The 12,410-nt window shown below is 57.5% G+C and carries 16 protein-coding genes and 1 other RNA gene; 11 read left to right on the top strand and 6 right to left on the bottom strand.

Annotated elements, in window-relative coordinates; translation table 11 throughout:
* Window positions 1–30 precede the first annotated feature (30 nt).
* From CA13_RS09260 to CA13_RS09240, 5 genes are all read right to left on the bottom strand, one after another.
* Entirely contained in the window at window positions 31–2,043 is a 2,013-nt protein-coding gene (locus CA13_RS09260) for a phage major capsid protein (RefSeq protein WP_146395743.1), read from the bottom strand.
* Window positions 2,015–3,508 (bottom strand): phage portal protein, encoded by a 1,494-nt coding sequence (locus tag CA13_RS09255; RefSeq protein WP_146395742.1) that lies wholly within the window; start codon window positions 3,506–3,508, stop codon window positions 2,015–2,017. The genes CA13_RS09260 and CA13_RS09255 overlap by 29 nt, the downstream gene beginning before the upstream one ends.
* A gap of 62 nt (window positions 3,509–3,570) precedes the next feature.
* Window positions 3,571–3,768 carry a hypothetical protein gene (locus CA13_RS09250; protein WP_146395740.1) on the bottom strand — a complete coding sequence of 66 codons (198 nt, stop codon included), beginning with the start codon at window positions 3,766–3,768 and terminating at the stop codon, window positions 3,571–3,573.
* 91 nt (window positions 3,769–3,859) lie between these two features.
* Window positions 3,860–6,127, bottom strand: a complete 2,268-nt coding sequence (locus CA13_RS09245; protein ID WP_146395739.1) for a terminase gpA endonuclease subunit — start codon at window positions 6,125–6,127, stop codon at window positions 3,860–3,862.
* Complete coding sequence (locus tag CA13_RS09240; protein WP_146395737.1) at window positions 6,117–6,323, bottom strand: hypothetical protein; 207 nt, start codon at window positions 6,321–6,323, stop codon at window positions 6,117–6,119. The genes CA13_RS09245 and CA13_RS09240 overlap by 11 nt, the downstream gene beginning before the upstream one ends.
* 247 nt (window positions 6,324–6,570) lie before the next feature.
* Here CA13_RS09240 and CA13_RS09235 point away from each other — a divergent pair, with 247 nt between their 5' ends.
* The 11 genes from CA13_RS09235 (at window position 6,571) to CA13_RS09185 (ending at window position 10,973) form a co-directional block, all read left to right on the top strand.
* On the top strand, window positions 6,571–7,428 hold the full coding sequence (locus CA13_RS09235; RefSeq protein WP_419194119.1) for an amidoligase family protein: 858 nt from the start codon (window positions 6,571–6,573) through the stop codon (window positions 7,426–7,428).
* Window positions 7,429–7,716: 288 nt separating this feature from the next.
* Window positions 7,717–7,992: a hypothetical protein gene (locus CA13_RS09230; RefSeq protein ID WP_146395733.1), complete on the top strand. Its 276-nt coding sequence runs from the start codon at window positions 7,717–7,719 to the stop codon at window positions 7,990–7,992.
* Window positions 7,993–8,124: 132 nt separating this feature from the next.
* Entirely contained in the window at window positions 8,125–8,334 is a 210-nt protein-coding gene (locus tag CA13_RS09225) for a hypothetical protein (RefSeq protein ID WP_146395731.1), read from the top strand.
* Window positions 8,335–8,616: 282 nt separating this feature from the next.
* Complete coding sequence (locus CA13_RS09220; RefSeq protein ID WP_146395730.1) at window positions 8,617–8,868, top strand: hypothetical protein; 252 nt, start codon at window positions 8,617–8,619, stop codon at window positions 8,866–8,868.
* A 59-nt stretch (window positions 8,869–8,927) separates the two neighbouring features.
* Window positions 8,928–8,989, top strand: an RNA gene (locus tag CA13_RS09215) — hammerhead ribozyme type II.
* A gap of 29 nt (window positions 8,990–9,018) precedes the next feature.
* Window positions 9,019–9,513, top strand: a complete 495-nt coding sequence (locus CA13_RS09210) for a winged helix-turn-helix domain-containing protein (protein ID WP_419194118.1) — start codon at window positions 9,019–9,021, stop codon at window positions 9,511–9,513.
* A 9-nt stretch (window positions 9,514–9,522) separates the two neighbouring features.
* Window positions 9,523–9,756 (top strand): hypothetical protein, encoded by a 234-nt coding sequence (locus tag CA13_RS09205; protein ID WP_146395726.1) that lies wholly within the window; start codon window positions 9,523–9,525, stop codon window positions 9,754–9,756.
* A 241-nt stretch (window positions 9,757–9,997) separates the two neighbouring features.
* Window positions 9,998–10,183 carry a hypothetical protein gene (locus CA13_RS09200; RefSeq protein WP_146395724.1) on the top strand — a complete coding sequence of 62 codons (186 nt, stop codon included), beginning with the start codon at window positions 9,998–10,000 and terminating at the stop codon, window positions 10,181–10,183.
* Window positions 10,180–10,413, top strand: coding sequence for a hypothetical protein (locus CA13_RS09195; RefSeq protein ID WP_146395723.1), 234 nt, complete (start codon window positions 10,180–10,182; stop codon window positions 10,411–10,413). Before CA13_RS09200 ends, CA13_RS09195 begins: the two co-directional genes overlap by 4 nt.
* Before the next feature lie 11 nt (window positions 10,414–10,424).
* Entirely contained in the window at window positions 10,425–10,640 is a 216-nt protein-coding gene (locus CA13_RS09190; RefSeq protein ID WP_146395721.1) for a DUF4314 domain-containing protein, read from the top strand.
* A 12-nt stretch (window positions 10,641–10,652) separates the two neighbouring features.
* Window positions 10,653–10,973 carry a hypothetical protein gene (locus CA13_RS09185; protein ID WP_146395719.1) on the top strand — a complete coding sequence of 107 codons (321 nt, stop codon included), beginning with the start codon at window positions 10,653–10,655 and terminating at the stop codon, window positions 10,971–10,973.
* On the opposite strand, the gene CA13_RS09180 is transcribed toward CA13_RS09185, so the two are convergent.
* Complete coding sequence (locus CA13_RS09180) at window positions 10,974–12,284, bottom strand: DNA modification methylase (protein ID WP_146395718.1); 1,311 nt, start codon at window positions 12,282–12,284, stop codon at window positions 10,974–10,976.
* Between the last annotated feature and the right edge of the window lie 126 nt (window positions 12,285–12,410).

Raw genomic sequence — 12,410 nt, 5'->3', positions numbered from 1 at the left:
TAGGCTTGAGAATGAACGATCAGCGGGCAATCACTCGCCGGCGACTTTCACGGCGGCACGGTGGTCTTGCGAATTCACACCGAAGTCGATGTAAGACCGGAAGCCCATGCCGAGCGTGTTTGGTGGCATTTCTACGCGTTCGATGACTGGCGTGCGACGTCCGTTGAGGAACACGATCTCGAATGCCGGCAACACTTGCGGGTTGGCGAACAAGTACCACGCGGCGGCACTGGCACCGGGGTAGTAAGAGTCCGATAGGTGCGGCGTCGAAATGATTCGGTACTTGTTGCGGTGCGGGTTATCGACTGGGATCTTGGTGGGTGATCCCTGGGCGTCGATCATCAATTGCGACGATCCCATCAACAGTTCGGCTTCCGTTTCCAGCTCAACTGGCACGACCAGGAACTCGGGCCGGATGTTGATCGGCTTTTGGTCCTTGGGTTTGCCACCGGGGCCGGCTTTCTGTTTGCGGAAGGTGGTCTTGGCGACGGTCAGTGCATCGGGTCCGAACTTGGTATCGGCACCTTGCAGCAAGTTGGCGTTGGACGAGGAGAAGAAGCCAGCGTTCTTCAGCAAGAGCGTGAAGAACAGATCGTCGATCGACTCGGCACCACTGCGTCCCATTTGACGTGGGATGTCCATAAAGGCCGACAGGTCATCGTTAATGATATCGTGACGTGTAAGCGTCAAGATTTGACCATAGGTGTCGGCCTTGTTGCTGTATTTCTGTTCGGACAACTTGCCGTGCTTCAGTTCACCGTCGGGAGCAACTTGTTCAAACCCGCCCGTTCCGAGCAGACGGTAGCGTGAGACTTCCTTGAAGTCGGACACGGTGCCGACGCTACACAGATCAAATGCAGCGATCGGCGTGTTGGTGTAAGCCGCCAGCAGCGTCTTGTTCATCACGTTTTCGAGGATGCTCGGCAGACTCATCGTCGAGAAACCAGCACGGATCGTTGCCGTTCCGTCGCCGAACACACGTGGAACGTCGATGCCCTCCATGCGAGCACACTCGGCCACCAGTTCTTTCAAACCGATGTGTCGCATCGGATCAGCCTGGTTCAAAGTGCGTTCACCATAGCTGGCCAATAGCGTTTTTTCGTCGATGCCAACCGACAAACACGCCGCGGCTTCGAGCACTTCGCGGGTGAATCCAGGTTTGGACGTGCCGGATTCAGGAGCTTTTGGTCGTTCGCTTCGCAAGACAGTCAACTCCGTTTTCGTAATACTCCAACCGTGTTCAATCGCATCGGCTTCGATCGCGGCGTGTTTGTCGTCACACACCTCGCGAATGCCGGCGATGCGTCGTGATTCGGCCGCGGCCTGGGCACGCATCTCGGCAACCGGCGATGAACCCTGTTTGGATTTGGGCTTCGGCTTTAGACTCATGTTCAAACTTGCGTTGACGGGTTCCAGGCCTTCGGTGTCTTCGTCCACATCGCCAGGATCATCACCCTCGACGTGGTTGCCGGCAGCGACGCGGGCCTCGGTATCGTCGTCAGCACCTAATGCTACGAACGAGACCTCGCCCAACTTTGACTTGCGAGCGACGTAGACTGGCCCTTTGAACTCCCGACCGTTTGCGCTCGCTGTTTTGCCTTCAGGAATGAAGACAACCTTGTCGGCACTCGCTCCCAGTGACGCCTGCCATGGAAAGCCGTTTTCGCTGGTCGCGATCACTTCCTGCGCCGTCGCACCGACACCTGAGATCACGCCGGCAACCTCAAGCGACTTGTCGGTGATCGCGATGTCGTCGGTGTGTCCGACGATGCTGCCCCGATCGTGGTCTTTCAAAATCGGGCGAGATTTCCGAGTCACTCGCAGGCCGGCCAGATCAACAACGACCGGATACGGCCAGCCACCAAGCCGCATCGCACCACCGGTGTATGCAGTCATGGAGAATTTGCGCAGCGACGGCCTACCTTCTTCCGGTGTCTCGGCAGCAGCAAGCGTGATCGTTGCCGCATCATCACAAACGATTCGCAGCGAACAGGGGACGGATTCGGCGTCGGCTTCAAGCGGCGCGTGCTGTGTCTTCGGCATTGTCTTCCGTGACCTTGGTTGAGGGTTTGGTTTCAGTTTCGTCGCTGGCCGACAGACCAAGCTCACGCATTAGCGATACTTCTTTGGCACGCTGTTTGAGTTCCGTCTCCCAATCACGCCCCTGCCGCGCGAATTCGATGGCCAGAGTCGTCGTATGATTGGCGAGACGGATCTTTTGGGCGTTGGCTTCTTTGGCGGGATCCACATGCTCGTGACCATCCCAGAACCATTGATGCTCGAACGTTGAATCGAGCGTGCGAAGCGAGTTGGGCAGATAGCCCTCGATGAGAATGGCTTCGCGAAGCCAAGCACTCAACAAGCGATCCAGAACGACGCGAGCGAGTTGGGTTTGCTCAACTCGGATCGACTTGAAGTAGGTTTGATGATCGAGTCGCCCACTGGCGTAGTTGTAGCCGGATGAATTACCAGCGGCGACGTTGAATGGCATGTTCAAACAACGAGCGATCTCGTTGAGGATTTCCTTCTTGAACTCGGCGTACGTTGTCGAAGGTTGCTCCGACTTCATCTGAGCCATTTTCCAGCCGCCCGGCATCGTGAGCAGCATTCGCTTCTCAAGTTCGATTGGCTCGAACGGTTCGGCGGAGTCGGCTTCACCATTCGCCGGAGCGTCCGTGTACAGAATGCCGGCGAACTCAGCAGCAGTTTCGGCGGCAGCAAGCACCGCCAATGTGAATCGACGCAGTTGTGCGAATAGTGGCAGTGCCGGCGTGATGTCGGGAATGCCGCGAATTTGTCCTGGTCGATCGCAACGGAAGTAGTGCAACACAGCGGCGGCCGGGACCGTGTCAAACTCCTCGTCGATCGTGAACGTCACATCGCCAGGATGTTCGCGAAGCACGTCGTAAGTGATCGGGTTTCCGTCGGCATCAAACTGAATCCCGTCAATGTATCGTGATCGGTCAGCAACCAGCGTCGGCGAGGCAACTTGGTCGGCCTCGATCAATCGCAAATCGAGTTTCACTTTCGCGTCGATTCGCTCGTTGCTGGTTAGCAACCCGAATGATTCACCGTCCGATACACGAGCCAGTCGCATCGTTCGCAGTTTTTCGGCTAATCCAACCGCCTCGGCCCACGCAAAAAACTCCGCTTCAACGAAACGATTCGCGGCATCGTCCGGTGTCAGCATTTGCAAACGCGGCCCGGTGCCAACCACGTCATTCGCCAGCGTCAGCGTGATCCCGCGAGCGTAACTGTTGTTGGCGACCTCGTATCGCGACCGATTGCGAAGCGTACGTCGAACATCCGTGCTATTCGCAGCCGCAGCCGACAATCCATCGGCCCGCGACCAATGCTTCATATTGTCGAGCGTCGTATTCGCGGCGTCGTACTTCGCACGAAGCCGCGAAAAGAAGGGCTGCCGGAGTGAGCGTCCCGACGCGGATGAGGAGCGGAAAGCTCCACCTCGCCATGCTTGCTCAATGATCCCTGACAACATCTTCAACATCCGTGTTGTAATCCTATTGCCGTCCCCGGCAGCCCTATGCACTTCGCAAAACGAAAGAAAGATCAGCCAGCCGAAGGCGGCACAATCTTGTTAAAACGCAAACCGCGATTCGGCTTGCGAACCGCGTCCTTGCCAGCGAGATGCTTGTCCGCAGCGATCTGCTCCGTCAGCTTGTGCTGCTCAACGGAACCCGCATCACCCGAAGCCTTCGCAGGCCCCGATGCGTTGTCGTGAATCACATCTTTCAACTCTTCTGGCATGGTTAACGTTTGGTTTGAAATATTGCTTCATCCCTGGTTACCTATGCCGTAGCCGACGACACTTGTACGCGAATGTTCAGAAAGGCACGATTTAGTTCCGTTTTCGCTTTTGCAGTTCTTTGAAACTGACTCGCTCGCGTCGGGGAGTCGGTTCCCCATCGGTTCCAAATAGCAACGCACCCTGCATCGACGCGGCGACTGCGCAGCCGACGAGGCAGTCGAGCCAGTGGTTGTCGGGCTGTTCGGGGCGGGCTTTCCATTCGTCGACGGTTCGCCCGCGGCCCTCGGTTTTGATGAAGTACTCGGCGGTGATTTGCTCGGCGAACATGCGGTGGGTTTCGGGCTGGTTGCCGTAAACGGACAAGCAACCACGATCGCCCATTGCGACAGCGAGCCTCGCGTGCGTGAAGGACTTCCACCAATTCGTGTCGTAGATGATGTGGCGGATCGCTCGTTTCCCGTGGACGCTCGGGATTCGCCAGTTCAAACCCACGCGGTCGCCGGGGCGGCGTTTGTATTCGCTGAATGGATTCGAGGACGCACCGACGAAACGACCATGCGAAGGCAATAGGATCGAAGCATGCGGGCTTTGCCGGCAAAACTGATAAACCACGTTCGTGGAATGTCCCCAGTTGGCGTCGATCAAGCACCGCCCGATCTTCATGGCCGCGCCGTCGTCGCGTTTCCATTCACGGCCAAGCAAATCCTTGGTGAGTGATTCGAGGCCGGCATAGATACTGCCCTCGAGTCCCGTGCCGTCGGCGGCGGTTGCCAGCGTGTGGCGTGCATCGCGAAGCGTGTAGTACGCTCGGCTTTGATCGGGATACGCTCCGTAGTCGAGAACGTAGCCCGTGAATTCGTCTTCCCAAGCGGCAATGACATAGAACAAGAGCTTTTGCTGAACGTCAATGAACGCAGTGAGATGGTTCGCCGAAATGGGAACGCAGCGTCGTTCCAGACCGTTGATCTTGGCAGCGACTTGCTCGGCGGTGAGTTGATCGGCATCGACGCGTTCTTCCGGCAATGGTTCGTTTTGATATTCGGCGAAGAAGGCGGCTTCGTCTTGTAGTTTCAAATTCATCGCGTGCTGAATCGCCGACAGTTCATCGTAATTGAATCGCTCTTTCCACGCGACGTCGGCACCTTCGTCCATTGCCTGGCGATTCTCGCGATAGAACTCGGTTCCGGCAGCTCCACCGTCACCGGCACGCAAGCCCTCGGCGCGGATTTCGGCGTAGCGTTGCCATAGGGTCTCATTGGTCGGAAATGAGTTGACCATTCGCGTTCGCGCACCGTTCCATTCCGGGTGTTTGTCGCGATCGAGAATGTTGTCGGCCATGTCACCGGGACGAATGACGGTGCAAGGCATAATGCCAGAGATCTTTCTGCCTGGGCCGGCAAGTCCGAGCACCGCGCCGGCAAGGATCGCTTCGCGGTTTGCACACTGCGATAGCGAACGAGCAGACTCGTCCGTTTGCGGATCATCGAGCACGACCAGCGACGGCCGAACCGTGCGTCCATCCGGCCGCTTGAACTTCATTCCGCGGATGCGTCCGGTTAGGCCGGCAACTTTGATGATCGCACCGCTCGCTTTGCTGTCGGCGATCGTTGGCAACACGACCTCTTTGGCGGTCCAACCGATCTGTGTGCGTTTCCCTTGATAGAGCTGACCGTTAGCGCGGTTAGAGATTCCGTCCAATGCCTGGATCGGAAAACACACTTCCGGATAGTCGGCTAGCAACAATTCGTTGGCGTCGAGTTCCGTTTTGATCGAGTCGAGCATATCGCAGGCGTGCCCTTCATCGCTGCCGATCAAACACACGAAGTCGCGATAACCATTGAGCACTGCCCAGATGCACGCGACTTCGGCGAGCGAACTCTTGCCGCTACCGCGAGCCATCGCCAGTGAAAACAGTCCACCTCGAACGACCGCTTCTTCGATTCGCTCCATCACTTTCAAGTGATCCGGCGACCATTGCAGATGAAACGTCAACGAGAAATATGCTTCGCAGAAGTATCGGAAACTACCGGCTGCCTTCGCTTTGCGCTGCGGATTCTCAACTACAGGCAAGTCACCGATGTCTCGACCTGCCAATGCGATCGCTGCGTTACGGGCGCGGGCTTTGTCTTTGACCTTCCCGTAGGGATCCTCGTCGGCTGGCGGCTTCGGACGATGGCGCTCTTCGATTAGCCACGCAGTGAAGCGGAGAAGATCGACGTGCGTTCCGTCTCCAATACGATTACCGGCTCGCGTTCGATAGCGATAGAGCTGGCGTTCGTTAATCGCCTCACCGAGCTGCGTGCTATTGAGCGTCCGGCAGCACTCGCTGGGTTTCATTCGTCGCGGGTCAGTCGCCACGGTGCATCTCCTGTAAGAGCCAAGCGGTGTAGACGACCAAGTTGATCGTGCCGTCGACGTTTGTCGGTGCGCCGGCTTCTAGGTCGGCGGCGATTTGTTCCTCGGGAACGCGCTGGCGGTACGCGTTGCTCAACAACTTTGAAAGTTGCTCGACCGAAAGTTTCGTGGGGTCAACATTCTCTCGTTTGCCTTCCATGACTGGATCCGTGGGTTGGTTCGCAACACGCCGCACACGTCGGCGACTGTCGCGTTGGCTTGCATGTTTGGCATCGTCGGCCGCATCTTTTGGCTGGCGACGTTGGGCCGAAACTGGCCTCGTGTACGGGTGAAAAGAAACCTTGGAATTACTGAAACATTACTTCTGAACTTCGCTTGATGTGTCTCGAAACGCATGGCTCATGTGTGTCAACGAAAAGAATTACACGCCTTTTGGAGACACACGAATGAACGCCAACGACATCGCCTTCGGTATCGAAATCGAAACCCACATGCCCGGCACCGACCGCACGCCGATCGGCGGATACCACAACGGCTTGCCGGTCGCTTGGCTGCCCGCGGGTTGGAAAGCGGAACGCGACGGTAGCATCCGCACACCGGCCGGACGCAAACCATGCGAGTTCGTATCGCCGGTCCTTCGCGGCTACGAAGGACTCGCCAACGTAGAAACCGCGGTCGACGCGATCAAAGAACGCGGCGCGCGGGTCAACGAATCTTGCGGCCTGCACGTAACGGTTTCCTGGAACGGCGACGCCGCGGCATTGGCCCGACTGATTTCGCTGATCGCGAATCACGAACGAGCCATCTACGCTTCGACCGGCACCAAACGCCGCGAACGAACCCATTGGGCGAAACAAATCAAAACGTACGGAAACAAAGATGCCGCGAAGACTCGCTGCGAACGAGACCGCTACCACCTTTTGAATTTGACGCACCTGGCCGCCGGCCGAAACCGGATCGAGATTCGGGCCTTCGCCGGAACGCTCAACAAAACGAAGCTGATCGGCTACATCCAGATGATTTTGGGCTTGGTAGAACTCGCCCTCAATACAAAACGCTGCAGCGGATGGGACTACGCGAAGAAACCCGGCACCAAATCTTGCTGGGACCGACCGGACGCCGGCCACGGCGAAACGGAACTCAACCGGCTCTTCTACCGCCTTGGATGGACCAAGGGTTGGTACAAGGGCGAGCTTCGCAACAAACGCTTCGGCGAACTTTCGGTCGGCCAACAAAACTGCGATTGGAAACCGGTCAAAAAGAAGCTTCTTGAGTTGGCCCGCAAATACGACCAAGCGGTCTAGCCGCTGCCGGCCGTCCACTCGACGAACGCCGCGATGTACCTCGCGACGTTTCTTTCGTTTTATCGGGGCACGCGTACATCGTGTCGCGTCAACGGCGTATGTGACTAATAGCGGGCCACCGTTTCGCGTCGCGACACACGCCGCAATTTCGGGCCGCGTCGGCGAGATCGAGAAACATTCAAAAAGACTGCGAATTACAAGCTGGATTCGCTTGATGTGTTTTGAAACGCATGGCTCATGTGTGGTCATACGAAACGGTTTTTCACTCACCCCAACGGAGACACAAACATGACCATCGACCAACTGATCGGATTGCTGGAAGAGTACCGCGACGAACACGGTCCGGACGCCGAAGTGCGTTTGATGACGCAAGAGAACTGGCCCTTTGAAAACCGTATCGCTGGTGTAACCAGCGGCGCGGAAATAAACGAAGCGAGCGAAGACGATCCCAGCGAATATTTCGACGACCAAGACGTCGCCGAAGACGCGATCATCTACATCGTCGAGGGAGGTCAGATTTGCTACGGCAGCAAGCGGGCTTGGGAAACATGCCGCGATTGCTAATCGCGACCAGCGAAAACGAGTTCGGGAAACATTCAAAAACTTTCCCGAACTCCGCTTGCTGTGTCTGAAACCGCATGGCTCATGTGTGTCAACGCAAACGCATTTCCCCTTTCCAACAACGGAGACCCAACCATGGCAAAGAACACCGCCCGAGTCGAAGACGCCTACACCACCGCGCATATCCGAACTTTGACCTTGCTCGAAGACCTTCACCAAATTGTCGAAGACATGCCGGCCCCCGATGCCAACCATCCCATCAACTGGGGACACGTCGGTTCGCTGCAACACCTTTGTGAACGGCTCAAGGAATTGAAGGACTTCGTTGCTCCGGCCGGCGAATAGATTCCTGCCCGCAACCTTTCGGCCGCGCTCGCCAGCGCGGCCGTTTCTCGTTGAACCGACGACGACGTTGGCCCGTGTCGTGCGCTGTTGCCAACGCTCGGCGAACCATACCGTTTTTCCTCGCCGGCCCACATGCGCCAACGTCGGCAACGCTTGGAAACATCGAGAAAGACTGCGAATTACTTCCAGACTTCGCTTGCTGCGTGCCGAACCGGATGGCTCATGTGTGTTAACGCCAAACGGCAAAACGATTTCAAAACCTTTTTCACGAGAGACAAAACCATGGCCATGAACGAAACCCAAAAGACGAAAGTCGCCGCTCTTCGCACTGAGATGCAAAAGCTCGACGCCGACACGTACCAAGAAATCCGCCAGTCGTACTACAAGATCGCCGACGAGCTTCGCCCTTTGGTCGACGCCCTTGAGAAAGCCGACGCGGACCTGGGACCGGACGGCCCGCTCTTGGAAGAGCACTACATCTTTTGCGAGATGCTCGACCGGCTCAACAAGAGCCTGCTGGGCGCGGTTGTGTAACCCGCCCGCCGCAAGGCGACCGCCGCGGACGGAACCGCGGTACGACTCGCAAGGAGAGAAGCCGAAACGCAATCGGGCGTTGTCGCGGGTGGTTCCCCCGGCCTGACGATGGCAGCCAACCACGAACGAAACCCAAACGGAGAACGAACGATGAAGAATGCAGACGTAAAGATCGGTGGCGAGTATTTCGCGAAGGTCACCAACAAGAAGGTCACGGTCCGAATTGACGCGGAGAACCGCAGTGGCGGCTGGGACGCGACCAATCTTTCCACGGGAAAGAAGGTGCGGATCAAAACGGCCGGCAGGTTGCAAGGACCGGCCGGAAGCACCGCGGCGACCGACGCGCCGGCCACCGAAACGCGTTCCCGAAAACGAGTCCCGAAGAAAAAGGACGTGACTGCGACGCCGGCGGGCGAGAAGAAGCTTTCTTGCGTCAAAGCAGCGTTGAAGGTTCTGACCGACAGCGGCGAACCCATGAACGCGCAAGAGATGATCGCGGCCATGGTCGACGCCGGCCTGTGGGAAAGCCCTGGCGGCAAGACGCCCCACGCGACGCTGTACTCGGCGATCCTGCGCGACATGAAACGCGGTGATGAAAGCCGGTTCGTCAAAACGGATCGCGGCCGGTTCACGGCGAGAGCGTAGGGCGTAGCGATGAAGTTCATTTGCAACGTCCGCCAAGTCACCGACTTGGCCGAAGGAGAAACCGCACCGCCGGAACCCGACATGGGTTACGAACTGCGGTCGATCGCCGGCGACAACTTTGAAGCCGGCGTGGTGGAATATGTGGTCCGCCGCGGAGACGCGATCTACGCGAGGACGACGGCCGGCGAAGAGTTCGCGGTCACGGGCAAGAACGCCCACGTTTTGGTACCGCTCGGCTTCTAGGCCGAACGCCGCCGACAACGCCCGACGTTGGCAACGTGCGGGCGTTTCGTCGTGACGGCCGTAACCACGCGGCGCAACCGAGCGACGCGACACGCGGCAACGTCGCGGGTAATTGCGTTCAGGCGAGAAACATTCACAAGTTTTGGAATGTTTCGCGGACGTCGCTTGATGTGCCGGCAAACTCATGGCTCATGTGTGGTTGTACGAACGGTTTTTCAAACAACACGAACGGAGAAATGAAATGACGAATGTGCAACCGCAGCGGTGGCGATCGACTGTTGTCTTCGCCGATGGCCGGCGAATCGAAGTTGAAGAACGACTACCAGTGCAAACAATCGTCGCCGATGCGAAACGCGTCGACGCGGCCAAGGTCAAACTCGAAAACGGCACCGAAATCTATCTCAACGAGAAAGGAGACCAGCAATGAGCAAAGTTCAAACGCTTAACCCTCGGCCAATCCAACCCGCGCCGGCCTACGAAAATGCTCACCAGATAGCACGCGACCTGCTGCAACACATCGAGTTGCAACTCGACCGAATGATTCGGCCGGACAACAATGCACTGCGATGGGCACACGTGCGAGCGTTGAACTTGGTCAACGCTCAACTTTCTGAAGTCGCCGCACTGGTCGACGAAACCAACAACGCTCGCACCTAGGAAACGAAACCATGAAAACGAATCTTAAGGCGGGCGATCGCGTGCGGTTGCTTTCGATGACCGACGATCCCGACCCGATTCCCGCCGGCACCATCGGAACGGTGGCCGGCGTTTATCCGCATAGCGATTGGACGCAAGTCGATGTCGATTGGGCGGGCGGCCGGTCGCTGATGCTTTCCATTCCACCGGACGTCGTCGAACGACTGCCGACCGACACAACGAACTGAGGAGAAACCACCATGTCCACACGAGCGACGATCGCCGTCCGCCGCGCCGACCGAACGTACGCAGCGGTCTACCTTCACTACGACGGTTACCCCGAACACACCGGAGAAATTCTGATGCAAAGCTACCAAACTCAAACCGCCGCCGAGGAACTCGTCTCGAGTGGCGACTTGCGTTGTCTGAATCGCGAGACAGGCGAGGCCGAACGCTTCTCAGACGGCGATCCGCCGGCCAAGTTGCCGACCAACGGCTCACTGATTGACTTTGCGAGGAATTGCGGCGCTCGATTCGTCTATGTCTTTGACGACGGAGCTTGGTCCTGCAAGGAACTCTAGTCACCGCATGTTCTCCTCGCGTTTGCCAACGGGGATTGGCGACTCGCCGGTCCGTTCGAGGATTGCTTTCTTACCGGTGAAGCGTTGGTAACGATCAACGATCACATCGCAGTACGGCGGGTCGAGTTCCATCAAGAACGCCTTGCGGCCGGTCTGCTCGGCACCAATCAGCGTCGAGCCACTCCCGCCGAACAGGTCGAGCACGTTCTCGCCCTTGCGGGATGAATACTGCATTGCCAACACCGCGAGTTCAGCCGGCTTGCCGGTGAGGTGTTCGAGTTTCTGTGGGGCAATTTTCTTGACGTGCCACAGGTCAGTCGCATTGTTTGGCCCGAAGTACTTGTGGCCTGCACCTTCTTTCCATCCGTAGAACGCCCACTCATGTGCCCCCATGAAATCTTTGCGGGTCATCACGGGGTGTTGCTTGTCCCAAATGATGGCCTGCGAAAAATACAAACCGGCCGCGGCCAGGACCGGTGGGTAGTTTGCGATGTTGGAGAAGCCACCCCAAATGTAAAAGCAACGGCCGGGTTCGAGCACGCGAGTGATGTTGCCAAACCACGCTTTCAGCAATCGGTCGAACTCTTCGTCCGAAACGAAGTCGTTGGCGAGCGGCCGATCCTTGGCCCTCATCTTCTTCGGGCCTTCTTTCGTCTTGCTTTTGCCAGCCTCAAACGAACTGTTGCCGGCCGCGATCGCATTCTTGCTGCGTGGTTCAACTTTCACGTTGTACGGTGGATCGGTATTGCAGAGGTGGATCTTCGCGCCGGCGAGCAGCCGATCGAGGTCCTCGACACTGGTTGAGTCCCCACACAGCAAGCGGTGATCGCCGAGAATCCAAAGATCACCGCGTTGCGTGATCGCTTCGTCTGGCGGTTCGGGAATGTCGTCCGGATCCGTCAAACCCTGTGTGACGCCGGGATCGAGCAGCTTGGCGAGTTCATCGGCGTCGAAGCCTAGCAACTCAACATCGAAACCTGATTCTTGTAATCCGCCGATTTCCAATGGCAGCAGGTCGTAGTCCCACTGCGCGTTCTCGCCAGTGCGATTGTCCGCAATGCGGTATGCCTTGACCGCCTCGGGTTCCATATCCTTCGCGACGTGAACAGGCACTTCCGTGAGTCCCATCTTCGTCGCCGCCTTGAAACGCGTATGTCCGACGATGATGACGCCGGCGGTATCGACCACGATTGGCTGGCGAAAGCCGAACTCGTTGATCGAGAGAATGACGGCATCGACTGCGTCGTCATTAATGCGAGGGTTGTTTTCGTAAGGCTTGATTCGATCAAGCGACCACATTTCGACCTGCATGCTTGCCCTTCCAAGGCGAGAGAATGAAGCGGGAAGGGTTCGGTCGGTCGTTGGTTTGCTGGTTGGTTGGTTTGGGATCCGATGCGTTCGGACGGACGTGAAATCTTGTTCGGACAATCGAAACTA

Origin of the sequence: Novipirellula herctigrandis (assembly GCA_007859835.1) — a bacterium.
Classification (GTDB): Bacteria; Planctomycetota; Planctomycetia; order Pirellulales; family Pirellulaceae; genus Novipirellula_A; species Novipirellula_A herctigrandis.
This window is presented reverse-complemented; position numbering and strand designations above follow the sequence as displayed.